Origin of the sequence: Janthinobacterium sp. FW305-129, assembly GCF_020858115.1 — a bacterium.
Classification (GTDB): domain Bacteria; phylum Pseudomonadota; class Gammaproteobacteria; order Burkholderiales; family Burkholderiaceae_D; genus Janthinobacterium.
This window is the reverse complement of record NZ_JACYMM010000012.1, coordinates 133699-155331: the sequence shown is the minus strand read 5'-3', so window position 1 is coordinate 155331 and position 21633 is coordinate 133699. Positions and strand designations below refer to the sequence as shown.

The following is a 21633-nucleotide window of genomic DNA, read 5'->3' as shown; positions in this document are numbered from 1 at the left end:
CAGCGATATTGTAAAGCTGAAACCCGCAAGTCGAAGACTGGGGTCGGACCTTAAGGTCCGACCCCGGTACTTGCTTTCGGATTAGCTTGCGCGGCGATTAATCAGCAGTGCTGGCCATGGTTTCCGCGTTATGGTGCCTTTGCTGCTCTTCCATCACCATCTCGCCCAGCATGCGCTTGAGGCGGTTGAACTCGGGGTCGCTCGGGTCGCGCGGGCGGGGCAGCTCGATGGCCACGTCGCGCTTGATGGTGCCGGGACGGTAGGTCATGACGATGGTGCGGTCGGCCAGGTAGATCGATTCCTCGATCGAGTGCGTCACAAACACGATGGTGGTGCCGAAGACTTTCCAGATTTTCAGCAATTCATCTTGCAGGTTGCGCCGCGTCAAGGCGTCCAGCGCGCCGAACGGCTCATCCATCAGCATGATCGGCGAATCGAGGGCCAGCACGCGGGCGATCGCCACGCGCTGGCGCATGCCGCCGGACAAGTCTTTCGGGTAGCGGGTACGGAATTCCGTCAAGCCCAGCATGCTCAGCAGCATGTCGACCCGCTCCTTGATCTCGGCCGGCGTCTTGCCGGCGATTTCCAGGCCGAAAGCGATATTGCTTTCGATGGTCATCCATGGGAACAAGGCATATTCCTGGAACACCATGCCGCGGTCGGGGCCGGGTTCGGTGATCAGCTTGCCGCCGGCCAGGATCTGGCCCGACGTGGGCTGCGAAAAGCCGGCGATGGCGTTCAGCAAGGTCGACTTGCCGCAGCCGGACGGCCCCAGCAGGCAGATGAACTCGCCGCTGGCGATTTCCAGGTTGATATCCTTCAGGGCGATGACGTCCGCGCCGCCCGTGGTGAAGATTTTATTGACTGCATTGATATTGATCGTGGTCATGGCCGTTCCTCTCAGTGTTCCAGGCCGCGGTGCCACTGCAGCAAATGATTATTCAGGGCATTCATGGCCATGTCGATGGCCAGGCCGAACAGGCCGATGGTAAACATGCCGGCGATAATCTTGTCAGACCAGAAATATTCGCGCGCTTCCAGGATGCGGAAACCGAGGCCGCTGTTGACGGCGATCATTTCCGCCACGATCACGACGATGAAGGCCGTGCCCATGCCGATGCGCGCGCCGGCCAGGATGTACGGCGTGGCCGCCGGCAGGATGACGCGGCGGAACATGGTCATCTGGCTGGCGCCCAGGTTGCGCGCGGCGCGGATGTAGATGCCGTCGACCTGGCGCACGCCGGCGATGGTATTCATCAGCACGGGGAAGAAGGAACCGATGCTGATCAGGAAGAAGGCGGGCGGGTTGCCCAGGCCGAACCATAAAATGGCCAGCGGAATGTAGGCGATCGGCGGAATCGGGCGCAGCACCTGCACCAGCGGGTCGAACAGTTTATAGATGGTCTTGTTGGTGCCCATCAGCAAGCCCAGCGGCAAGGCCAGGCCGGCGCCGATGGCAAAGCCGCCCAGCACGCGCGACAGGCTGGCCCAGGCGTCGTGCGGCAGTTCGCCGGAGAACATCCACACCAGGTAATTGCCCGCTTCGGGCGTGTACGCTTGCATCGGGATCAGGTATTCATACCATTTCACCAGCACGGCCACGGGCGAAGGCAGGATTTGCGGGTTGATCCAGCCGAAGGTCGACATGGCTTGCCACAGCAGCAGCACGGCGACGGGCACGGCGGCGCCGTGCGCGAAGCGTTTCATCATTTGCATATTCATCGTGACACTTTCAGATTAGCGAGGTCGTGGTTAGCGTGGGACATAGGACTTCTTGGCTTTTTCCAGCAGGTCCAGCTTGACCCAATCCTTGGCGGCAGGCGCCTTGGCCATGCGGCCCACGCCGAATTTCACCATGTAGTCGGTGGTCAGCTGCACGTGGCTTTGCGTGATGTCTTCCGTGAAGATGGCGTTGTCGATGGCGTCGCGGTAATCCTCGGACGTGATCTGGTTCTTGAACATCGATTCGCGCACGTATTTTTCCGCCAGTTTCGGGTCGGCCAGGAAGGCGCGGGTGGCGGCGACGAAGCAATCCATGAAGCGCTGGGCCACGGCCGGCTTTTCCTTGTACATCTTTTCCGTCATCACGAGGGCGCGCACGGGCTCGCCCAGCGGCGTGTCGTAGGGCTTGATGACGGCCGCGCCATATTTCTTGTGGATCGCCTGCGTCGAGTACGGTTCGGACTGGCTCATGACGTCGATGTCCTTGGTCAAGAGCGCCTGGTTCAGGTCCGGGTAGCCCATGTACAGGATCTGCACGTCCTTGCCCGGCTTGTCGGACCAGGTCAGCTTGGCCTTGGTCAGTTCGGCAAACAGCAGGATTTCCTGCGGGCCGCCGCGCGTGACGCCGACTTTCTTGCCTTTCAAGCCAGCAATATCCTTGATGTTCAGGTCGGGCCGGGCGACGATCTGCACGCCGCCCTTGGCGAAGCCGCCCACCAGATACACGGGCAAGCCCGTGGCGCGGCCCGTGATGGCCGCTTCCAGCGCGCTGGCGGACACGTCGATTTCGCCGGCGATCATGGCCGGCACGATGTCGAGGCCCTTGGCGAAGATGCGTTCCTCGATCTTCAAGTCGTATTTGGGCGCGATTTCCTTCATGTAGGCAACGGCGCCGTAATGGGCGAATTTCAGGTTGCCCAGGCGAACCAGGTCGGCCGCATGGGCGGCCAGCGGGAATTGCGCGGCCAGGGCGACGGCCACGGCCAGTGCCTTGGTGTTGAGGAAGGACGAGATGCGGAAGGTGCGTGCCATGCTGTTGTCTCCAAAAAAGGTAGATGGTTTTTATATTGGGTGAGGCTGCCGCTCTGATGGCGCTTATGAAAATATAAAAGCATCTTCCGTGCCAGTGGAGCGCATTTTGGCGTTTATTGCAAGTGATTGTTTATAAAGGCTTAATTTGAATCTATTGAAAATGGGAAATGGCGAGATTCCGCCTTTCCGCACGGCGAGGGGAAAGACTGTGCGGATTGCCGCATTGCGGCCGCTGCTGGCGAGGCGTGCCGGCGCCGCAGATGCGGGTGAACCTTCATGGCGCGGGCGACTCCAAACGTAAAAAAACGCGTTGCAAACCGGCTGGCAACGCGTAACTCCCCCGTGGAGTAGGGATGGCGCCGCGTGGGCGCCTGATGGAGGCCTTCGTCTGTCGCCTTATTTCGGCGTGGCGGGCGGCAGGGCGGGCGCGGTGGCGGGATCGGTCAGCGGCGCAGGCGGCGTCGTGCTGCCGGGGCCCGCTTCCGGCATGGCTGGCGTGACGGGGGCAGGCATCACTTGTGGCGTGGAGGCGGGATTCGGCGCCGTTTCGGGCAGGGGCGCTTCGGCCGGTTTTTTACAGGCGGACAAGGTGACGAGCAAGGCGGCGGCCCACAGGGCAGGCATTAGGGCAGGCATTTTCATGATGTTTCCTTTGCAAGAGTCGAAGGATCGCGGTGCGGGCGGCAGGCGCCGCGCGCGAAGCTTGAATTTATTGCAATGGCGACTCTGCTTCTGTTCGCTATTTCACTTTGTGCCATGTATGGGACACAGTGAATGAGACACAGTGTTTTTTTAGATGCCTTTTTTAGATGCCACGAGAGAAATGATTCAACAGGGAAATATTTTTCACTTTCTTGCTTCTAATGTTCGTTAACGCACAGACCAGCGCCGCCGGCACAGGCATTCTGTGTCCAGACGCTCAGGATTCGTGGCGTTCTGGTATAAAAATTGCCAAGAACTTAACAATCCGGGCTACCGGCAATCGTTTAAAAGGAGTATTCAAATGCATGCAATGACTCAGTCTCACGTGAAGAGCGAATTAAAGGCAGCGCACCAGGAACTTCGTAGCCCCGAAAAAGGCTCGCAAATGGTCGAACGCGCAGCACCCATCCCCCCGGAACGCATGAATCCCATTTCCATGGCACCGATCGAGCGCGTGCGTTCGACGTCGGCCACCCTGCGCCGCATCGAAAACATGCAAAAACTGATCGGTGAATTGTCGCTGCACGAGATGCTGGCCGACGAAATCGCCTGGTTCCTCAAGTTTTCGCCATCGGGCGCCCGCAAATACATCCGCGACCTGCGCGAAGCGGGCGTGATCGAACTGGCCCGCTACATCGAAGGCACCGCCACCTACCTGGGCAAGGCAGTGTACCAGCTGACGCCGGACCCTGAGCGCGTGCGCGCCTTCCTGGCCGCCATCGTCCAGCCGAAACGCGAAGGCGCGCCACCGCGCAAGGACCGTCCCGGCTTGCGCGAGCAAAGCATGGCAGGCAGCGGCCGCCACTTCCACATCCTGGCCGATGACACGCATTACGCCATCCGCGTCAACCGCGGTCCCGTGACGCGCGATCCGCTGGTGGCCGCCTTGTTTGGCGCGCCACAGCAAAAGTCGGCCGAGTAAAACCTATCGGTTTTGTCAGGCGTTGTGACGTAATAGAAGCCGGGTTGCAACCCGGCTTTTGGCGTTGGGGCAAGCCCTTTGACCTTGGCGGATTGAAAAGATATTAATCAACCCCATGTGGGCTGGACTGCCGCCCGCAACGCGCGGGTTCACTTGAAGGAGCTGTCCTTGTCTGCCTACGCCGTGTTTTCCTGCCCCCATGCCTTCATTGTCCTGACGCGGGCCGCCGCATGAACCCGCTGCTGTGGATCGCCCTCGTCACGGCAGCCATCGTCTTTTCGCTGTGGTTCCCCCGCTGGCGCCTGAAGCGGGCCCTGGCGAAACCCTTGCCGGCCGAAGGCCTGGCCGTGCTGGAAAGCAATATTCCCGTCTACCGGCATATGCCGGCGCCGCTGCAGGAACAGTTGCGCCGCCTGGTCGTGCAATTTTTGTATCAGAAGAAATTCGTCGGTTGCGGCGGCCTGGAGATCACGGACGAGATGCGCTACACCATCGCCGGCCAGGCGTGCTTGCTGTTGCTCAATCGCCAGACCCAGGTGTATCCGGAACTCGATACCATCCTCGTGTATCCCACGGAATTCATCGTCACGCGCGATGAAGTGGGGCCGGGCGGCGTCGTCACGCCATCGGCCAACGGCTTGTTGGGCGAATCCTGGGGCGATGGCCGCGTCGTGCTGGCCTGGGACCACGTGCAGCGCGGGGCGGCCGACTGGACCGATGGCCACAACGTGGTGCTGCATGAATTCGCCCACCAGCTCGACAGCGAATCGGGCGCCGCGAATGGCGCGCCCTACCTGCCCAGCGTGTCGAGCTACCGCAGCTGGGCCACGGTGCTGTCGCGCGACTTCGACAACCTGCGCCACGACGCCATCTATCAGCAGCAAAGCGTGATGGACCACTACGGCGCCACGAATCCCGCCGAATTCTTTGCCGTGGCCACGGAAACCTTCTTTGAAAAACCGTACCAGATGGCCGAGCACCACGAAGAACTGTATGCGCAATTCTTGCAGTACTACAAGGTTGACCCGCGCGACTGGATGGCGCCGCCCGTGGAACCCGAACACATGGCCTCTCCATTCCCGAACTTTGCGCCGCACTGGTAAACGGGACTTCAGCCCAGCAGCCGCCGTTTCAGCGCGGGATAGCTGCTGCGCGACACGGGAATACCCGTGCTGGTCTGCGTGTCGAGTGCGTACTTGCCGCCCGCGGCGATCTGCAGCCGCTTGAAGCCCAGGCTGTTGACGAGGTAGGAGCGGTGCACGCGCACGAAGTGGGGCGGCAGCAGGGCCATGAGCTTGTCGATCGGCAAGTCATGAAAACACTGTTCGCCGCTGCGCAGCACGATATTGCTGTAGTGGCCATCGGCTTGCACGTGATCGATGTCGGCCATGGCGATCCATTCCAGCGCGCCCCGTTTCTTGACGGCCAGCGAGGCCGCTTGCGTATGCCGCCCCGTGTAGCGCTGCAACGCCTTGTGCAGCCGTTCGCGGCTGAAGGGCTTGGCGACGAAGTCGAGCACGCCGAATTCGAAGGCCGTGATCGAGCGCTCCGCGTGGGCCGAGACGATGATGGTCTGGAATGGGGCTTGTTGGGCCAGGCGCAGCAGGTCATAGCCATCCCCGCCGTGCAAATTTAAATCCAGCAGCAGCAAGTCGACCTGCTCTTGCCCCTGCTTCTGCGCCAGGGCGGCCAGGGCTTGCGGGACATTGTCATGCAGCACGAGATTGCTGAGTCGCGCGCCGAAATGCGCGCGCACTTCGCGTTCCAGGCCTTGCGCGATCAGCGGTTCATCTTCCAGTATCAATACGTTCATGGGGCCGCCGGCAAGGTAAAAGTGAGACGCCAGCCAGCCTGATGCTGTTCGCTGGCATAGTGGGCCGCATCGCCAAACACGGCATGCAGGCTGGCGCGGATGTACTGTTCGCCCACGCCGCCGCCCGCATGGGGGCGCGTCTCGCCTTCGGGCAGGACCAGCGTAAGTATTTGCGTTTGCGCAAGCCTGGCGCTGCGCAGCACGAAGTGGGCACCGTGGCGGTAGCGGTTGTGGCTGAACGCGTTTTCGAGCGCCGTCAGCAACAGGGCGGGCGGCACGGCGATGCCCGCCGCGTCGCCATCGAGCAGCAGGCTGCACGGCTGCTGCAGCCGCGTGCCCATGATGCTCAGGTAGTTCTGGCACAGGGCCAGTTCTTGCGTCAGGGCGATGCTGGGCTGCTGGGCAAATTCATTGAGCATGCGCAACTCGGCCCCCAGCGCCTCGATGAAGGTTTCGGCCGCCTGCGGCGATTGAGCGTTGAGTTCGCTGATCAGGCTCAAGGAATTCATCAGGAAATGCGGCTGCATGCTTTTGCGCAAGAGCTGGTTTTCCAGCTGCCGGGCGCGCGCCGCCTTGCCGCGTTCGCTCAACAGCTGGGCCAGCAATTGCGCGCACAGGGGCAGCAGCAAGAAGCACACGACGAGGGCGAAGCCGCCTTCGGCAAACTGGCTGCCCGTCAGCAGGAACAGGGTGCACGAGGCCAGCGCGATCAAGGTGCCGCCGCGGCTGCCCGGCAGGCGGCGCCACAGGGCGCCCAGGTTCAGCAGCAGGCTCGCCGCCAGACCCGTCATAAACATCAGCCAGCAGCTGGCGTCGAAATGCGCGGGCAAGGCGCCGGCCAGCGCGCTGCACGCCAGCAACACCGCCGCCGCCAGCGGCCAACGGGGCAGGCGGTACGCCGTATAAAAATACAGGGGCAGCAGGGCAGAAAACAGCCACGTCAGGGTGCTGACGGCATACAGGCGCGGCAAGTGCCAGGGGTAGGCATAGCCGGTAACGCTGCGCCAGAGTTCCACCACCAGCAGCAGCGCCGCCGCCAGGCACAGCGCGGTAAACATGGCCCAGTGCCGCTGCCGCTGGTACAGCACCGTCAAGGCGAGGAAGAGCAGGGCGACGGCGCCCAGCGCGCCCGCCAGCAGCAGCGGCGGCAGCCTGTACCAGGCCAGCGCCGCGCGGTAATCTTGCCGGTCGACCAGATACAGCGCATAGAATGGCGACGCCAGGCGCGCCGGCGCCTGCTGCGTCGACAGCAGCAGGCGCAGGTGGTGCTTGCCCACGGCCAACTGTTGCGGCGTCAGGTGGATGGCGAAATCGATGTCGCCCGGCCTTTCATCGACAACCTGGCGGGCCGGCTGGCCATTGCTGCCGATCAAGTTGCCATCGAGCCACAGCTCGCTGGAAGCCAGCGCCGACAGCACCAGCAGCTGCGTCGACGAGGGCGTGGCGGCCAGGACCAGTTCGCGCTCGACGCACAGCAGCTGGCCCGGCCGGAGCAACTGCCGCAGCGCGGCGGCTGGCGCGGAGGGCGTGTTGCCGCAGGCGCGCCAGCCTTCGTCCAGCGGCAGGCGATCCATGGCGCCGGCGAAAGAGGGCAAGGCCAGGCAGCACAGCAACAGGTAGCGGAAGAAAGGGGGCATGGCGGGCATTGTAGCTGCTCATTTGCTACTCCTTTGCAACATTTCCATGCTCCCCGGTGCCGTTCATGCAGTCCGCGTGCATTTCGTGCATCGCCCGCCTATGGCGCTGTCATGATGCTTATCATGCATCAGCGCCGCGTGGTGGACGCGGCCCTCACCATGGAATCATGACTATGCAAAGCAGCAAATACTACGGTTTCGCCGGCGCGCTGGCGCTGTTGTGCGGCGTGGCGCAGGCCGCCCCCGCGCCTTCCTCTGTTTCACCCGCTGCTCCTTCCGCCGCGCTGGCCGCGCGCCTGGCGGACTTCGACGGCTGGGTGGCCCGGCGCATGGCCGCGCAGCGCATCCCGGGCGTGACCGTCGGGTTCAGCCAGGGCGACGTGGAATGGGTAAAAGGCTATGGCTATGCGGACCTGGAAAACCGCGTGCCGGCCACTGCCCGGTCCAGCTACCGGCTGGCGTCCGTCACCAAGCCCATGACGGCGGTGGCCATTTTGCAACTGGCCGAGCAGGGCAAGATCGACCTCGATGCGCCCGTGCAAACCTATGTGCCGTACTTCCCCGTCAAACCGTTTACTGTCACGGTGCGCCAGTTGCTGGGCCACCTGGGCGGCATCGACGCCTACCGCAATAGCCAGGCGGAGCAGCATTTCAAGGAGCACAAGGATACGCGCCAGTCCATCGCCGTCTTCGAACAGTTCGACCTGGTGGCCGAACCGGGCACGCGCTTCCGCTACACGAGCTATGGCTATAACTTGCTGGGCGCCGTCATCGAGGGCGCCTCGGGCGAAAGCTATGGCGGCTACATGCGGCGCCACGTGTGGGGGCCGCTGGGCATGGACACCACCGTGCTGGACGACCCGGACGCCGTGATCGCCCACCGCGTGCGCGGCTACCGGCTGGCCGGCACGGCATTGAAGAATTCGGAATTCGTCGACATCAGCAGCCGCTTTTCCGCCGGCGGCACGCGCGCCAGCGTGCCCGACATGCTGGCCTTCGGCCGGGGCGTGCATGAAGGCAAGATTCTGTCGGCGGCCAGCGTGGCGGCCATGGTGCAGCCGATGGCCACGCGCGCGGGCCGCTTGACGCACTACGGCATGGGCTGGGAAATCCTGCCGACGGGCGGGCGCTACGCCATTGCGCACAGCGGCCAGCAGCCGGAAACCGTGACCTATCTGTACAGCTTTCCCTCGCGCAAGCTCACTCTTGCCGTCGCGTCCAATCTCGAGCGCGTCAATCCGGAAGCCTTCGTGCAGCGCCTGTTCGAGGTGGTCACGGGCGAACCTTGGCAGCTGAACACGTATATCGCCGACGCGGGCGCGCAGCGCGCTTACCAGGTGGCGCAAGGCTTGTTCGAGGAAGGCCGGGCCTACGCCGAGCGCACGGATCAAGCGTATGCGGATGCGGCCGCCACGCGGGCAGCCTTTGCGCAAATCAACCAACAAGCGCTGGCGCCCGACGCCACGGCCGCGCGCGCCTTCATCGAAATGGCCCGCCATCCCGCGGGAGGGCGCGTGTTTCTCACGGCCGGCGCCAGCATGGCCGGGGCATTGCGCGAATCGGGCGCCGACCTGAATACCTATTCGCGCGGCGGCGCGCTGGCGTTTGCGCGCGACTATATTCTGTTGTCGCAAGGCAAAGCGTCCGGCACCTTGCCCCGTTTCGATCCTGCCTTCGAGCAAGCCATCGTGGCCCTGGCCGCCAGCTGGGACCGCACGGCCGCCATCGCCTGGCCGCAGGCCCCCGTATCCATCGCCGCACTCGATGGCCAGCTGCGCGCAGCCTTCCGCGGCCAGCGCGCCTATCCCGATTTCGTGCCTGAGCTGCTTGAGCTGGCGCAAGCATCGGCCGCGCGCGGCGAAGCGGAGGCGGCGCTGGCGGCCGGCCGCCTGGCCGTGGAACTGTATCCGCTCAGCGACGGCGCGCATGCGCTGCAGGGCTTGACCTTGCTGCGCGCCGGCAAGACAGAACCGGCCCTTGCCGCCCTGCGCGTGTCGCTGGCCCGCGACCCGCTGGGTGCGGCCAGCCCGGCGGCGCTGAACCTGGAAGCGTATCGATTGAAAGGCAGCGGCGCCGTGGCGCAAGGCATGGCCGTGCTGCAGGCGGCCGTCAGTCTGCATCCGCAGAACGCGAACCTGCACGACAGTCTGGCCGAGTTTTATGTGGAGCAAGGCTTGCGCCCGCAGGCCGTCGAGGCTTACCGCCAGGCATTGCAGCTTGACCCCCGCTATCCGGGCGCCGTGGGGGCCAGGGCGGCGATCCTGCGCCTGGGCGGCGAGACGAAGGCGCTGGCGCCTTAGCTGAGGTCTTCACTGATGCCTTAGATGAATTCTTCATAAGCAAGGCTGAAAAGATTCCTTTTTGGAAATAAGGACGCTGCGGTCTAATGGCGGCATTCGTTATCCACCAGAGGAATCCCATGCAGACCCGTCTTCATTTCGCCGCCCTGTTATTCACCAGCATCGCCTTCACTCAGGTGGCGCAAGCGGACCAGCTGGCCGCCATCAAGGCGAAGGGCGAGCTGGTCTGCGGCACCCTGGGCACGGACGAGCCGAACAGTTTCATCGACGCCAGGTCGCGCCAGCTGGTCGGCTATGAAGTGGACCTGTGCCGCGCCATCGCCCAGGGCCTGGGCGTCAAACCGGTGATCAAACAGCTGGCCGTGGCCGCCCGGATTCCCGAATTGCAGCAGGGCCGCATCGATATCCTGACGGCATCCTTGACGCACAACAAGGAACGCGAAGCGCTCGTCGATTTCTCGCTGTCCACGTTCTACACGGGGCAGCGCGTGCTGGTGAAAAAAAGCAGCAATATCACGACGGTCGCGGGACTGGCCGGCAAGAAAGTGCTGACCGTCAAGGGTGGCACGCAGGAACCGAATATTCGCAAGGCCGTGCCCGGCGTGGAGGTGGTGACGTTCGAGACGGCGGGCCAGGCGTATTTGGGCTTGCAGCAGGGCAAGGGCGTCGGCTATGTCGACGATGAAGTCTCGCTGCTGAATAATTACGCCAAGCTGGGCGCCGCGCAAAAGGACTATATTGTGCTGCCGCAAAACATCAGCGAGGAAGTGTTTGCCTTCGGTATCCGCAAAGGCGAGAAGGGCGTGAAAACGGCCGTCGACCAGGTGCTGCGCGGGCTGGAAAAGTCGGGCGAGGCGGAAAAACTGTTTTTCAAATGGTATGGCCCGACGAGCAATGTGAAATTTGAAAAACGCACATTCAAGATCGAATCGGACAAGATCGACGCCTGAACCTTGCCTGACGCTTCCGCATGTTTGATCTGAACTTTTTGCTGGCCGGCGACTACCGCGACTGGCTCGTCTCCGGCTTGCTGCTGTCCCTGCAACTGATGGGCATTACCTTGCTGCTGGCCCTGCCGCTGGCGTGCGGCGTGGCCATGCTGCGCCTCGCCCCGTCGCGCCTGCTCAATGGGCTGGGCGTGGCGTACGTTGAGCTGATCCGCAACGTACCGTTGCTGGCCCATTTCCTGTTCTGGTATTTCGGCGCGCCCGAACTCTTGCCCGACTCTTGGAAGGAGCGCTTGTATGCCGGCAATATTGAAGCCGTCAGCGCCGTCACGGCCCTGACTTTATATACGGCCGCCTACATGGCGGAAGACATCCGCAGCGGCATCCGCGCCATTCCCGCCCAGCAATTCGAGGCGGGCCGGGCGCTGGGCTTCAGTTTTCTCGCCACCATGCGCCTGTGCATCGTGCCGCAGGCGCTGCGCCTGGCCGCGCCGCCGCTGCTGTCGCAAACCCTGACCCTGTGGCAAAACACCAGCATCGCCACCGTCATCGGCGTAGCCGAGCTGATGTACCAGACGCAGCGCGTGGAAGCGGCCTCGTTCCGCAGCGTCGAGGCCTTCGTCTTCGCCAGCGCGGCCTACCTGGCCGTCTCGCTGCTGATCGCGGGCCTGGCGGCCTTGCTGCAAAGGAAGGTGTCCTGATGCTGGAACTGCTGCATGATTACTGGCTGTATTTTCTGGTGGGACGCTATCCCGAGGGGCCGCTGGGCGGCCTGGCGCTGACGGTCGTGCTGGCCAGCCTGGCGCTGGTGCTGAGCCTGCCCTTCGGCTTGCTGTTGGGACTGGCGCGCCTGAGTCCCTGGCGCCTGCTGCGCTGGCCCGTCGCCGTGCTGATCCATGTGGTGCGGGGCATCCCCTTGCTGCTCGTCATTTTCTGGGCGTATTTCTTCCTGCCCAGCATCACGGGGCATGAAAGCGGGCAATTTGGCACCATGCTGGCCGCCCTCGTCATTTTCGACGGCATTTATCTGGCGGAAATCGTGCGCGCCGGCGTGCAAGCCGTGCCGCGCGGGCAGGTGGAGGCGGCCCGTTCGCTGGGTTTGAACTATCTGGACAGCCTGCGCCAGGTGGTGCTGCCGCAGGCGCTGCGCCACATGCTGCCCTCGCTGGTGAACCAGTTCGTCTCGACCATCAAGGAAACCTCGCTCGGTTACATCATCGGCCTGGCCGAAGTGTCGTTCATCGCTTCGCAAGTCAATGGCCTGGTGCTGACCAAGCCCGTGCAAGTGTATTTCTTGCTGGGCATGACGTATTTTGTTTTGTGTTTCAGCCTGTCGCGCGCCGCCTTCTGGCTCGAGCGGCGCCAGGCGCGTCTCCTGAAAGCGGCTAGATGATTACCTTTGACAACGTCAACAAATACTATGGCGAGTATCACGCCTTGCGCGAGATCAATGAACACGTGGCCAAGGGCGAGGTGCTGGTCGTGTGCGGGCCGTCCGGCTCCGGCAAGTCGACCCTGATCCGCACCATCAACCGCCTGGAGCCGATCGCTTCGGGCCGCATCGCGGTGGCGGGCCAGGATATCCACGCGCCGGGGCTGGACGTGAACGCCTTCCGTTCGCATATCGGTTTTGTCTTCCAGCAATTCAACCTGTTTCCCCATTTATCGGTGCTGGACAATTGCGCGCTGGCGCCGCAGCGCTTGCGCGGCCTGAGCCGCAAGGAAGCGGAAGAGCGGGCGCTGGCCCTGCTGGAACGGGTGGGCCTCGCGCACAAGGCGCGCGCCATGCCGGCGGCCCTGTCGGGCGGCCAGCAGCAGCGCGTGGCGATTGCCCGCGCGCTGGCCATGCAGCCGCCGCTGATCCTGTTCGACGAGCCGACCAGCGCGCTGGACCCGGAAATGGTGGGCGAGGTGCTGCAAGTGATGCGCGACCTGGCGCAGGGCGGCATGACCATGGTGTGCGTCACGCACGAGATGGGCTTTGCCCGCGAAGTGGCGGACCGCGTCTGGTTCATGGATCACGGGCAAGTGCTGGAGCGGGCCACGCCCGAGGATTTCTTTGCGCGGCCGCAACATGCGCGCGCACGGCAATTCCTGGCCGATATCCGCAGCCCGCTGGGCCTTCCCGCCTGACGATTACGCGGCTGTGTGCGTAAGCGAACGGTCTGTCGGCGTTGTCCGGCGCACGCTATCGAGGCGGCGCGCGGTGCGCCAGCAGCCGACCAGGAGGGCAGATCATGTCACGCATCATCGCAGGTCATTTTCAGTTGCAGGAACAGGTCGACGCCGCGCGCGCCGCCCTGAACCAGGCGGGCTTTTCCGATAGCCGCATCAGCGCGTTCTTTGTCAACCAGCCAGGGCAGCACGATCTGCACGCGCTCGGCGGCGACCGCGACATCTCGCCCGGCGCCCGGGAGACGCCCACGGGCGTGGTGGAAGGCGTGGCAGTCGGGGCCGCCGTCGGGGCGGGCATCGGCGCGGCCACCACCCTGGCGACGGGGCCGCTGGGGCCCGTCGTGGGCGCGCTGGTGGGCGCCCACGTGGGCTCGCTCTACAGTTTCAACAAGATGAAGGAGGCGGGCGAAGCCGAGAAGAACGGCGACGGGAATGGCGAAAACCGCCGCCAGCCGCGCCATCCGGGCATGCTGATCGCCGTGGCGCTGGGCGGCCTCGACGAACGCGAACGGGCGCTCGAGGCGCTGCACCGGCTGGGCGCCGAGCATATCGAGGAAGCGGAAGGCACGATCGCCAATGGCGACTGGCTCGACTTCGACCCGCTCAGCATTCCCGTGCTGGTGGCGTGAATCGCCGCCTCTGTGGTGCAAAAGGCATAAATTCCGCGCTGCACGAAATTTAGGTATGATCCTTGTTAGTATGAGTAATTATTGGTAAACAATGCCGACAGGGATAGTTTCCGCGCGCCCGAAGTGACACTGGACCAAGGTGACTGCCCGTAGTACTTGCCTCGCATGCTAACGAGTATGGATAGGAGGGCGCGTCATGACACAGGCATGGTTCATTCTGACACGGGCCGATGGGCGCGACATCTGCGCGCCCTCGCCGGCACAGCTGGCCGATGCGCTGGCCGAGGTGTACCGGGGCGGTGCCGTCACGCCGGACGGCAGCCCGGCCGCCGTCTTGTTGCGCTTTGGCTACGACGACGGCTTGATGTATCAGGTCGAAGTCGCTAGCGGAGGCGAAGTCACTTTCGAGGAATGGTCGGACCGCGATTGTGAAATCGCCCTGGCCAGTCCGCGCCACATGTCGGCCCTGCCGCAGGACGATGCGCTGCAGCTGTGGCAGTGGCTGGCGCAGCGCCAGGTGGCGAAGATCCGCAGCCAGCCCTGGCAGGGCGGCTAGCCTTGCCGTCTTTGCAGCGCGCTAGTGCGCCATCAGCACGGGAATCGTCATGCTCTGCAGAATCGTGCGCGTGACGCCGCCGAGGATGGTTTCGCGCAGGCGCGAATGGCCATACGCTCCCATCACCAGCAAGTCGGCCGACAGGTCGGCGGCCTGCGACAGCAGGGCCTCGCCGATATCGCCGCGCCGCACGCCCCCGCCATCGAGCAAATGCAGCCGCGCTTCCACGCCGTGGCGCGCCAGGTAGTGCAGCAATTCCGCGCCCGGCTGTTCACCGTGCTCGGCCGCGTGTACCTGGGCGTCGAAGATGGCGACGTGGACTTGCCCGGCGCGCTGCAGCAGGGGCAGGGCGGCGCTCACGGCGCGGCTCGCTTCTTTGCTGGCGTTCCAGGAAATGAGCACATTGCGCGCCGCTGCCGGCGGCGCCAGCAGGGGCAGCGGCGGCGCATACGGCACGATCAGCACGGGGCGGCCCGAATGCAGCAGCACATAGGCGGGAAAGTCGCGCATCACGGACGGCGATTTATCCTTGGCATTGTATTGGCTGATGACGACCAGGTCCGCATAGCGGGCCAGCAGGCTGATGCCGCCCGCCGCCTCGTCGTCGACGACGCGCGGTTCGTACGAGACGACGCCGGCCGCGCGCACCTGCTGTTCGAAACCGTCGAGGGCGCGCGTGGCCCGCTCGCGCAGGAAGTTCAAATGCAAGCTCAGGTTCGGGTCGGCATCGAGGTCGGGCTGGTTCTGGTACAGCAGGCGCGACACGCCCGTCAGGGCCACGCCCGTCAGGTGGCCGCCGCACGCCTGGGCGATGCTGGCGGCCGCTGCGATGCGGGCGGCGCGTCCGGCGCTGTCGTCGATGTGGAGCAATACGGTCTTGTACGTCATGGCCTGGCCTCTCGCTGTGCGGTAGTGGCCATTCTGGCACAGTCCGGGGCGCCTGCCGCGCACGACTGCGGCCGGCGCCTGCCGCTTCAGCTCATGGCGATGATGATGATGTCGGCGTCGCAGTTGCGGTAATGAATCACGATGACGATGACGCGCCGCAATTGCGCCGCTTTTTGCGCCACCTCCAGCATGGCGCGGCTGGCGCGGTTCTTCATCGTCACCTGCACTTGCGAGGCATCGCTGACGGGGATGCCCATGGCCTTCAGCGCCGCCTTCGGATTGGCCATCAGGGCCAGCGCATGCTGTGGATCGAGCTCCGCCTGATGCACCGATTCCACGTCGCTCATGCCGGGATTGATGTCGTTGAACAAGTCCCTCAATGCTTCTGTGTCGTCCTGGATTTCCATCGCGCTCTCCTTTGGATCATGCCATCAGGCAAGGATTATCTGCCTTGCCCGCCGAGGTGCCATCACCTCTCCGATGAGTATGATTTTGATAATTTTTAGCATATGGACACAGCGCAGACGAACGCGGCAATAAGCAGACCGGGCCTTTGATCTGGCGCAATGTCCGCTTCAAAAGCGCCACCTACACTTGATCCCACGCAGAACAACCATAACAAGCGGGGAGAGACAGCAATGAAGGAACAAAAGGTAGCGCTGGTGACGGGGGGCATGGGCGGCCTGGGCACGGCCTTGTGCCGCCGCCTGCATGCGGCGGGCTTTGCCGTCGTGGCGGCGCATACGCCGGGCAACACGCGGGTGGAAAGCTGGCTCGACGAGCAGCAGGCACAGCAGTATTATTTTCATCCGCTGGCGCTCGACGTGACGGACTTTGCTGCCTGCAGCGAAGCCGTCGGCAGGGTGCTGGCGCAGTTCGGCCGCATCGACGTGCTGGTCAACAACGCCGGCATCACGCGCGACCAGAGCATGCGCAAGATGGAATTGCCGCACTGGTCCGAGGTCATGCGCACCAATCTCGACAGCCTGTTCAACATGAGCAAGCAGGTGCTGGAACCCATGCTGGCCAATCGCTGGGGCCGCATCATCAATATCTCGTCCGTGAATGGCCAGAAGGGCGCGTTTGGCCAGTGCAACTATGCGGCCGCCAAGGCGGGCGTGCATGGCTTCAGCAAGGCGCTGGCGCTGGAAGTGGCGCGCCACGGCATCACCGTCAACACGGTTTCGCCCGGCTATTTGCGCACGCAGATGGTGACGGCCGTGCCGGCCGATATCCTGGAAACGAAGATCCTGCCGCAGATTCCCCTGGGCCGCCTGGGCGAGCCGGACGAGGTGGCGGCCCTGGTGGCTTACCTGGCATCCGACGAGGCGGCGTTCGTCACGGGCGCGAACATCGCCATCAATGGCGGACAGCACATGAGTTGATCGGGCGTGCAGCTGGATATTTGAAGCAGGGCAATGGCAGTAGAGGAGACCCGTCCACCCAGCCGGCGCATAGACGCTGGCGGAGGACGGCAGGCAGCATGGTAGTCACGCGGGAAAACAGGGGGCAGGGCAGCGATGCCTTGCCCTTTGTTGTCGTGCCGCCGTGACGCTCCCATCAGGGTAGCGGGCGCCGGGCTTTTTCCAGCCGCGTCTGGCAATCGATGCACAGCCGGGCTTCGGGGCGCGCGTTCAGGCGCGACAGGCCGATCGCTTCGCCGCAGTTGTCGCACAGGCCGTAGCTGCCGTCGGCAAACTTGGCCAGCGCGTGCTTGATGATGGCCAGTTGCGCCAGGTTGTGCTCGGCCGCTTCGCTGACGAGGGCGTTCAGGGTGCGCACGCTGGCATTGTCGGCCGGCGAAGCTTCGACTTCATTGAGCAGCGAGGCGCGCGCATCGGCCTCGGCCGTTTCATTCTCGATCTGTTCCAGCAACGCCAGCTTGCGTTGCTCCAGCACGCCCTGCAGGCGCTGCAACTGGTCCTGTGGCAATCCATTCATGGCTGTCCCCGATAGGCGTCTCTCCTCTATGGTAGTCCAGGATGGGCGCTTCTGCTTGCGCTACTACCCGCGCCGCGTTTGACGCGGCGCAGGCAGGCGCGGGCCGTTCTATGCTGGCTCTTTCAGGCAGTTGACCATCCAGGCCACGCCGAACTGGTCTTTCAGCATGCCGAAGCGCTTGGCCCAGAACGTTTCCTGCATGGGCATCTGGATGTTGCCGTCACGCGCCAGCGCGTCGAACGCCCGTTCCGCCTCTTCCGGCGTGTCGACGGTCAGGCAGACCGAGCTGCCGCTCATGCCCTTGGCGCCCTCGTCGCAGCCGCCGTCCGAGCCCATCAGCATGGTCGGCCCCAGCTGCACGGAGCCGTGCATGATCTTGTCGTACCAGTCTTCCTTGACTTGCTCCTGGCCTGGCGTGCCCCGGTACGGCATCAGGCACAGGTTGTCGCCATGCAGGTGCTGGCGGTAATATTCCAGCGCTTGCGCGCAATTTCCATTGAATTGCAAATACGGTTCGATACGCATATTGGCCTCCTCTGGTGGTTCCGCCGGCACGATTGCCAGGCGGGGACGTCCCAGTATAGGCGTTCGCCGGCCGATTTCAATCACTCCGGCGTCATCTCTTGCAGCCGCTCACGCACCTTGCCCAGGGTGCCGAGGATGCGCTCGGGATTGCCGGCGAGGACGGCGCTGCCCAGGTGCAACAAGCTCGTCGCCAGGCTGATCCAGTGCCGCACGTCGTCGTTGCGGGCGATGCGCAAACGCACCGTGTCGAGCAGGCCGCTGAGCTGGCGCTGCGCCGTTTCCAGGCCGGCCACCGTGTGCCCGGCGGCATCGGCATACAGCTGGTTGGCTTGCTGGCGCAAGGCCACTTCCAGGGCGAAGACGGCCTGTGCCTGGCTGTGGCTGATGCCGTTCTCTCCCTGGCTGGCGCGCTTGCGGATGGCGCGCATGACGGCGCCATGCAGGGTGACGGCCGCCTGCGACAGGCTGTCGGCCAGTTGCTCGACGCGCATGGCGCTGCTCAGGGCCGCTTCGCGGCGTTCGCTGCTCCTGCTTACTGATCCGTCCATCTTGCCTCCGTGGTGGTGAGGGCGGCAGCGAGCTGGGCATGGCCGCGCGCCAGTGCCGCCAGTTGCCGGCGCGCCAGGGTGTGGCGCAGGCCAAGCAGCCGGTATTCTTCGGTTTTGCTTTGTTGCATGTTTTTCGCCAGCACGGACAGCAGCCGCTGCTGCGGCGTGTCGGCATACGCGATTTCCACCTCGAGCAAGCCGAGCACCATGTCGCGCTCGTTATCTCCGCTTTTGTCGTACAGCGCCAGCAAGCTGTCGAGCGCCGCCAGCAAGGCTTGCAGCGGCGCGTCGCCATCGTGCAGCACTTGCGCCAGGTGTGCCTGCTGGCTGGCCGCCCCGCCCAGGCGCGACAGTTGCTGCAGCAATACGGTGTAGGCGCTGACGTGGCGGTCGTCGATGCCGCTGCCGGGCCAGGCGCGGATGGCGGCGCCGGCGCCGGCCAGTTCCGGCTGCACGTCATACGCATCGGCATTCGCCAGCCGGCCCAGCGCCTGCAGGTACAGGCGCACGGCCTGCGCCAGGCGCGCGACGTCCGCCTGCGCGGCGCGGCGCTGCGCATCGAGCAGGCGTTCGCGCGCGTCTTCAGCCGGCGACAGGTAGGGGCGGGCGCGCTGGTAGCTGTCCACGTGGCGCTGCGACAGTTCGTTGAAGGCAGTCAAGGCATCGGTGCCGGCGGCCAGGGCGCGCACCTGCGCCAGGTCGGTGCGCGGGCTGGCGCAGCCGCACAGCAGCACGGCCAGGCAGAGGGGCAGGCCGAGGCTATGGCAAAGGGCGCGGCGAAGGCGGGCGGGCAGGGTGGACACGTCACCTCTCGACAGTAAGTACTGTATGGAAAGGTATTGTCGTGCCGGCCAGCGCTGCCCGCCTTGTGCGGGCGCAAGCGCGCTGCGATCAGGCGCCTGTTGTGCCCGTTGTGCCCGTCAATTGCGCGCGCCAGCCCAGCCCGGCAACGGTGTCGCTGGCGGGCCGGTATTCGCAGCCGACCCAGCCCGCGTAGCCGATCTGGTCGAGCAGCTTGAACAGATGGCGGTAGTTGATCTCGCCCGTGCCCGGTTCATGGCGGCCCGGCGTGTCGGCGATCTGGATGTGGCGGATCAGGGGCAGCAGGGCGCGGATGGTGTTGCTCAGCTCGCCTTCCATGCGCTGCATGTGATAAATATCGTATTGCAGGAAAATATTGCTGCGCTGACAGTCGGCGATGATGTCGGCCGCTTGCTGGCTATGGTTCAGAAAGTAACCGGGCATGTCGTAGCGGTTGATCGGCTCGATCAGCACGTTGATGCCGTGCGGCCGGCAGGCGTCGGCCGCATGTTGCAGGTTGCCGATCAGGCTTTGCCGGGCCCGCTCCAGGCTCATGCCTGGCGGCACGATGCCGGACATGCAGTGCAGTTGTTTCGCCCCCAGCGCCAGCGCGTAGTTGAGCGCCAGCTGCACATTCGTGCGGAATTCCTCGCCCCGGCGCGGATCGCAGGCGATGCCCCGCTCGCCGTGCTCCCAGTCGCCGGGCGGAAAGTTGAACACGGCCAGCTGCAAATGGTGGCGTTCCAGCCGCATGGCAATCTGGCGCGCCTCGACGGCATAGGGAAACAGGAATTCGACGGCATCGAAGCCCGCTTCCCTGGCGGCGGCAAAGCGGTCCAGGAAGGGCAGTTCGGTAAACATCATGCTGAGGTTGGCAGCGAAGTTCGGCATGGCAGCACGCAGGTGAGGAAGATGGATACTATCCTAGCCCAAATTGCCAATCAGTGGCGTGCATGAAAAAACCGTTCCAGAAACAAGTCCTGGAACGGTTTTGATTGCTGCGATACGCGCTTACAAGCGGGTATTATCGGCCGCGGCCACCAGATCTGTGATTCGCCGCCGAACGCGGCGCATTGCCGGAACGGTTGCCGCCACCGCCGCCGCCCGACGGGCCGGCGCTGCGTGGCTTGGCGCCGCTGCCGCCCGTTTTCACGCGCACGACGGCGCCGGCTGGCGCGCGGCTGTTGTTGCGGTGGCCGCCGGTGCCGCTGCGCAATTGCACAGGCTGGGCGCGGGCGTTCAGGTCCGGCTCGAAGCCGGGGATGACTTCGCGCGGCAGGGTTTGCTTGATCAGCTTTTCGATGTCTTTCAACATTTCGTGCTCATCCACGCAGACCAGCGACACGGCTTCGCCCTTGGCGCCGGCACGGCCCGTGCGGCCGATACGGTGCACATAGTCTTCCGGAATGTTCGGCAAGTCGTAGTTGACGACGTGCGGCAACTGGTCGATGTCGATGCCGCGCGCGGCGATGTCGGTGGCGACCAGCACTTGCAGGGTGCCATCCTTGAACTCCGACAGGGCGCGCGTGCGCGCCGACTGGCTCTTGTTGCCGTGGATGGCCAGGGCGCCGATGCCGTCCGCGCCCAGCTGCTCGACCAGTTTATTCGCGCCATGCTTGGTGCGCGTAAACACCAGCACTTGCGTCCAGTTGTTCGACTTGATCAGGTAGGACAGCATCGGGTGCTTCTTGTCGCGGTCGACGGGATGGATCTTTTGCTTGATCACTTCCACGGTCGAATTGCGGCGCGCCACTTCGATCATGGCCGGCTTGTTCAGCAAGCCGTCGGCCAGGGCCTTGATCTCTTCCGAGAACGTGGCCGAGAACAGCAGGTTCTGGCGTTTCGGCGGCAGCACGGCCAGCACTTTCTTGATGTCGCGGATGAAGCCCATGTCCAGCATGCGGTCGGCTTCGTCCAGGATCAGGATTTCCACCTTCGACAGGTCGACGGTGCCCTGGCCCATGTGGTCGAGCAAGCGGCCCGGCGTGGCGACGAGGATGTCGACGCCATGCTTCAATTGCTTGATTTGCGGGTTGATGCCGACGCCGCCGAAGATCACGGCCGAATTCAGCTTGGTGTACTTGCTGTAGGCGCGCACGCTTTCCTCGACCTGGGCGGCGAGTTCGCGCGTCGGGGCCAGGATCAGGGCGCGGATGGGGCGCGTCGAGGTGTTGCTGGTGATGGCAGCGCCATTCGCGTCGGTGGACAGGCGGTGCAGCACGGGCAGGGTGAAGCCGGCCGTCTTGCCGGTACCGGTCTGTGCGCCGGCCAGCAAGTCGCCGCCAGCGAGCACGGCGGGAATCGCCTGCGACTGGATCGGGGTCGGCACGGTGTAGCCGTGTTCGGTAACTGCACGTACGATAGCGTCGGACAATCCGAGGGAGGAAAAGGACATGGTAACTTTATTGTGAGATCGGCCTGTCGCCATCGTGGGGCGCCAGTCGCAGGCAATCAGATTAGGGGTCGAAAGACAGCGGCAAGGGGACTGGTCATAT

At 64.2% G+C, this 21633-nt stretch carries 24 protein-coding genes; 10 read left to right on the top strand and 14 right to left on the bottom strand.

Annotation, left to right across the window (positions count from 1 at the left end; translation table 11 throughout):
• Positions 1-97: 97 nt before the first annotated feature.
• The 4 genes from IGS61_RS23165 to IGS61_RS23150 form a co-directional block, all read right to left on the bottom strand.
• Entirely contained in the window at positions 98-889 is a 792-nt protein-coding gene (locus IGS61_RS23165; RefSeq protein WP_230541760.1) for an ABC transporter ATP-binding protein, read from the bottom strand.
• An 11-nt stretch (positions 890-900) separates the two neighbouring features.
• Positions 901-1710 (bottom strand): ABC transporter permease, encoded by an 810-nt coding sequence (locus tag IGS61_RS23160; protein WP_442908093.1) that lies wholly within the window; start codon positions 1708-1710, stop codon positions 901-903.
• Positions 1711-1752: 42 nt separating this feature from the next.
• Positions 1753-2754 carry an ABC transporter substrate-binding protein gene (locus IGS61_RS23155; RefSeq protein ID WP_230541758.1) on the bottom strand — a complete coding sequence of 334 codons (1002 nt, stop codon included), beginning with the start codon at positions 2752-2754 and terminating at the stop codon, positions 1753-1755.
• A gap of 396 nt (positions 2755-3150) precedes the next feature.
• Positions 3151-3396, bottom strand: a complete 246-nt coding sequence (locus IGS61_RS23150) for a hypothetical protein (RefSeq protein WP_230541757.1) — start codon at positions 3394-3396, stop codon at positions 3151-3153.
• A gap of 481 nt (positions 3397-3877) precedes the next feature.
• Here IGS61_RS23150 and IGS61_RS23145 point away from each other — a divergent pair, with 481 nt between their 5' ends.
• Both IGS61_RS23145 and IGS61_RS23140 read left to right on the top strand, forming a co-directional pair.
• A complete protein-coding gene (locus IGS61_RS23145) occupies positions 3878-4378 on the top strand; it encodes a winged helix-turn-helix domain-containing protein (RefSeq protein WP_223278908.1) in 501 nt (166 codons plus the stop codon).
• 230 nt (positions 4379-4608) lie between these two features.
• On the top strand, positions 4609-5481 hold the full coding sequence (locus IGS61_RS23140) for a zinc-dependent peptidase (RefSeq protein WP_230541756.1): 873 nt from the start codon (positions 4609-4611) through the stop codon (positions 5479-5481).
• An 8-nt stretch (positions 5482-5489) separates the two neighbouring features.
• Here the strand turns inward: IGS61_RS23140 and IGS61_RS23135 are convergent, their stop codons facing one another.
• Entirely contained in the window at positions 5490-6191 is a 702-nt protein-coding gene (locus IGS61_RS23135) for a LytR/AlgR family response regulator transcription factor (protein WP_230541755.1), read from the bottom strand.
• Entirely contained in the window at positions 6188-7828 is a 1641-nt protein-coding gene (locus tag IGS61_RS23130) for a histidine kinase (RefSeq protein WP_230541754.1), read from the bottom strand. The genes IGS61_RS23135 and IGS61_RS23130 overlap by 4 nt, the downstream gene beginning before the upstream one ends.
• A 173-nt stretch (positions 7829-8001) precedes the next feature.
• Here IGS61_RS23130 and IGS61_RS23125 point away from each other — a divergent pair, with 173 nt between their 5' ends.
• The 7 genes from IGS61_RS23125 (at position 8002) to IGS61_RS23095 (ending at position 14435) form a co-directional block, all read left to right on the top strand.
• Positions 8002-10128 (top strand): serine hydrolase domain-containing protein, encoded by a 2127-nt coding sequence (locus IGS61_RS23125; protein WP_230541753.1) that lies wholly within the window; start codon positions 8002-8004, stop codon positions 10126-10128.
• 119 nt (positions 10129-10247) lie between these two features.
• Positions 10248-11078 carry a transporter substrate-binding domain-containing protein gene (locus IGS61_RS23120; protein ID WP_230541752.1) on the top strand — a complete coding sequence of 277 codons (831 nt, stop codon included), beginning with the start codon at positions 10248-10250 and terminating at the stop codon, positions 11076-11078.
• A 20-nt stretch (positions 11079-11098) separates the two neighbouring features.
• Positions 11099-11776 carry an amino acid ABC transporter permease gene (locus IGS61_RS23115; RefSeq protein WP_230541751.1) on the top strand — a complete coding sequence of 226 codons (678 nt, stop codon included), beginning with the start codon at positions 11099-11101 and terminating at the stop codon, positions 11774-11776.
• Positions 11776-12468 (top strand): amino acid ABC transporter permease, encoded by a 693-nt coding sequence (locus IGS61_RS23110; protein ID WP_230541750.1) that lies wholly within the window; start codon positions 11776-11778, stop codon positions 12466-12468. Before IGS61_RS23115 ends, IGS61_RS23110 begins: the two co-directional genes overlap by 1 nt.
• Positions 12465-13208, top strand: coding sequence for an amino acid ABC transporter ATP-binding protein (locus IGS61_RS23105; protein WP_230541749.1), 744 nt, complete (start codon positions 12465-12467; stop codon positions 13206-13208). Before IGS61_RS23110 ends, IGS61_RS23105 begins: the two co-directional genes overlap by 4 nt.
• 104 nt (positions 13209-13312) lie before the next feature.
• The gene (locus IGS61_RS23100; RefSeq protein WP_230541748.1) at positions 13313-13879 is read left to right on the top strand and encodes a glycine zipper domain-containing protein; all 567 of its coding nucleotides are present in this window, start codon (positions 13313-13315) and stop codon (positions 13877-13879) included.
• Positions 13880-14075: 196 nt separating this feature from the next.
• Positions 14076-14435: a hypothetical protein gene (locus tag IGS61_RS23095; protein ID WP_070224943.1), complete on the top strand. Its 360-nt coding sequence runs from the start codon at positions 14076-14078 to the stop codon at positions 14433-14435.
• 21 nt (positions 14436-14456) lie between these two features.
• Here the strand turns inward: IGS61_RS23095 and IGS61_RS23090 are convergent, their stop codons facing one another.
• On the bottom strand, positions 14457-15323 hold the full coding sequence (locus IGS61_RS23090) for a universal stress protein (RefSeq protein ID WP_230541747.1): 867 nt from the start codon (positions 15321-15323) through the stop codon (positions 14457-14459).
• Positions 15324-15409: 86 nt separating this feature from the next.
• The gene (locus IGS61_RS23085) at positions 15410-15730 is read right to left on the bottom strand and encodes a hypothetical protein (protein ID WP_150130844.1); all 321 of its coding nucleotides are present in this window, start codon (positions 15728-15730) and stop codon (positions 15410-15412) included.
• A 231-nt stretch (positions 15731-15961) separates the two neighbouring features.
• Between IGS61_RS23085 and phbB the strand changes: the two genes are divergently transcribed.
• On the top strand, positions 15962-16708 hold the full coding sequence (gene phbB, locus IGS61_RS23080) for an acetoacetyl-CoA reductase (RefSeq protein ID WP_230541746.1): 747 nt from the start codon (positions 15962-15964) through the stop codon (positions 16706-16708).
• Positions 16709-16883: 175 nt separating this feature from the next.
• Here phbB and IGS61_RS23075 read toward each other — a convergent pair whose 3' ends face one another.
• The 6 genes from IGS61_RS23075 to IGS61_RS23050 all read right to left on the bottom strand — a co-directional run bounded on the left by IGS61_RS23075 (position 16884) and on the right by IGS61_RS23050 (position 21533).
• Complete coding sequence (locus IGS61_RS23075) at positions 16884-17264, bottom strand: TraR/DksA family transcriptional regulator (protein ID WP_230541745.1); 381 nt, start codon at positions 17262-17264, stop codon at positions 16884-16886.
• Positions 17265-17372: 108 nt separating this feature from the next.
• On the bottom strand, positions 17373-17789 hold the full coding sequence (locus IGS61_RS23070; RefSeq protein WP_230541744.1) for a VOC family protein: 417 nt from the start codon (positions 17787-17789) through the stop codon (positions 17373-17375).
• An 80-nt stretch (positions 17790-17869) separates the two neighbouring features.
• Entirely contained in the window at positions 17870-18337 is a 468-nt protein-coding gene (locus IGS61_RS23065) for a hypothetical protein (RefSeq protein ID WP_230541743.1), read from the bottom strand.
• Positions 18322-19140 carry a hypothetical protein gene (locus tag IGS61_RS23060; protein ID WP_230541742.1) on the bottom strand — a complete coding sequence of 273 codons (819 nt, stop codon included), beginning with the start codon at positions 19138-19140 and terminating at the stop codon, positions 18322-18324. Before IGS61_RS23060 ends, IGS61_RS23065 begins: the two co-directional genes overlap by 16 nt.
• A gap of 88 nt (positions 19141-19228) precedes the next feature.
• Positions 19229-20029: a 2-oxo-tetronate isomerase gene (otnI, locus tag IGS61_RS23055; protein WP_230541741.1), complete on the bottom strand. Its 801-nt coding sequence runs from the start codon at positions 20027-20029 to the stop codon at positions 19229-19231.
• Between the two features lie 133 nt (positions 20030-20162).
• On the bottom strand, positions 20163-21533 hold the full coding sequence (locus IGS61_RS23050; RefSeq protein WP_128139990.1) for a DEAD/DEAH box helicase: 1371 nt from the start codon (positions 21531-21533) through the stop codon (positions 20163-20165).
• Between the last annotated feature and the right edge of the window lie 100 nt (positions 21534-21633).

What these genes read in the sequence shown, in the direction of transcription:
- IGS61_RS23120 (WP_230541752.1), top strand. Translation starts at nt 10,248, where the DNA reads ATGCAGACCCGTCTTCATTTCGCCGCCCTGTTATTCACCAGCATCGCC.
- IGS61_RS23095 (WP_070224943.1), top strand. Translation starts at nt 14,076, where the DNA reads ATGACACAGGCATGGTTCATTCTGACACGGGCCGATGGGCGCGACATC.
- IGS61_RS23050 (WP_128139990.1), bottom strand. Translation starts at nt 21,533, where the DNA reads ATGTCCTTTTCCTCCCTCGGATTGTCCGACGCTATCGTACGTGCAGTT.
- otnI (WP_230541741.1), bottom strand. Translation starts at nt 20,029, where the DNA reads ATGCCGAACTTCGCTGCCAACCTCAGCATGATGTTTACCGAACTGCCC.
- IGS61_RS23135 (WP_230541755.1), bottom strand. Translation starts at nt 6,191, where the DNA reads ATGAACGTATTGATACTGGAAGATGAACCGCTGATCGCGCAAGGCCTG.
- IGS61_RS23140 (WP_230541756.1), top strand. Translation starts at nt 4,609, where the DNA reads ATGAACCCGCTGCTGTGGATCGCCCTCGTCACGGCAGCCATCGTCTTT.
- IGS61_RS23155 (WP_230541758.1), bottom strand. Translation starts at nt 2,754, where the DNA reads ATGGCACGCACCTTCCGCATCTCGTCCTTCCTCAACACCAAGGCACTG.
- IGS61_RS23165 (WP_230541760.1), bottom strand. Translation starts at nt 889, where the DNA reads ATGACCACGATCAATATCAATGCAGTCAATAAAATCTTCACCACGGGC.
- IGS61_RS23145 (WP_223278908.1), top strand. Translation starts at nt 3,878, where the DNA reads ATGAATCCCATTTCCATGGCACCGATCGAGCGCGTGCGTTCGACGTCG.
- phbB (WP_230541746.1), top strand. Translation starts at nt 15,962, where the DNA reads ATGAAGGAACAAAAGGTAGCGCTGGTGACGGGGGGCATGGGCGGCCTG.
- IGS61_RS23110 (WP_230541750.1), top strand. Translation starts at nt 11,776, where the DNA reads ATGCTGGAACTGCTGCATGATTACTGGCTGTATTTTCTGGTGGGACGC.
- IGS61_RS23105 (WP_230541749.1), top strand. Translation starts at nt 12,465, where the DNA reads ATGATTACCTTTGACAACGTCAACAAATACTATGGCGAGTATCACGCC.
- IGS61_RS23115 (WP_230541751.1), top strand. Translation starts at nt 11,099, where the DNA reads ATGTTTGATCTGAACTTTTTGCTGGCCGGCGACTACCGCGACTGGCTC.
- IGS61_RS23090 (WP_230541747.1), bottom strand. Translation starts at nt 15,323, where the DNA reads ATGACGTACAAGACCGTATTGCTCCACATCGACGACAGCGCCGGACGC.
- IGS61_RS23150 (WP_230541757.1), bottom strand. Translation starts at nt 3,396, where the DNA reads ATGAAAATGCCTGCCCTAATGCCTGCCCTGTGGGCCGCCGCCTTGCTC.
- IGS61_RS23100 (WP_230541748.1), top strand. Translation starts at nt 13,313, where the DNA reads ATGTCACGCATCATCGCAGGTCATTTTCAGTTGCAGGAACAGGTCGAC.
- IGS61_RS23085 (WP_150130844.1), bottom strand. Translation starts at nt 15,730, where the DNA reads ATGGAAATCCAGGACGACACAGAAGCATTGAGGGACTTGTTCAACGAC.
- IGS61_RS23130 (WP_230541754.1), bottom strand. Translation starts at nt 7,828, where the DNA reads ATGCCCCCTTTCTTCCGCTACCTGTTGCTGTGCTGCCTGGCCTTGCCC.
- IGS61_RS23160 (WP_442908093.1), bottom strand. Translation starts at nt 1,710, where the DNA reads ATGATGAAACGCTTCGCGCACGGCGCCGCCGTGCCCGTCGCCGTGCTG.
- IGS61_RS23070 (WP_230541744.1), bottom strand. Translation starts at nt 17,789, where the DNA reads ATGCGTATCGAACCGTATTTGCAATTCAATGGAAATTGCGCGCAAGCG.
- IGS61_RS23075 (WP_230541745.1), bottom strand. Translation starts at nt 17,264, where the DNA reads ATGAATGGATTGCCACAGGACCAGTTGCAGCGCCTGCAGGGCGTGCTG.
- IGS61_RS23065 (WP_230541743.1), bottom strand. Translation starts at nt 18,337, where the DNA reads ATGGACGGATCAGTAAGCAGGAGCAGCGAACGCCGCGAAGCGGCCCTG.
- IGS61_RS23125 (WP_230541753.1), top strand. Translation starts at nt 8,002, where the DNA reads ATGCAAAGCAGCAAATACTACGGTTTCGCCGGCGCGCTGGCGCTGTTG.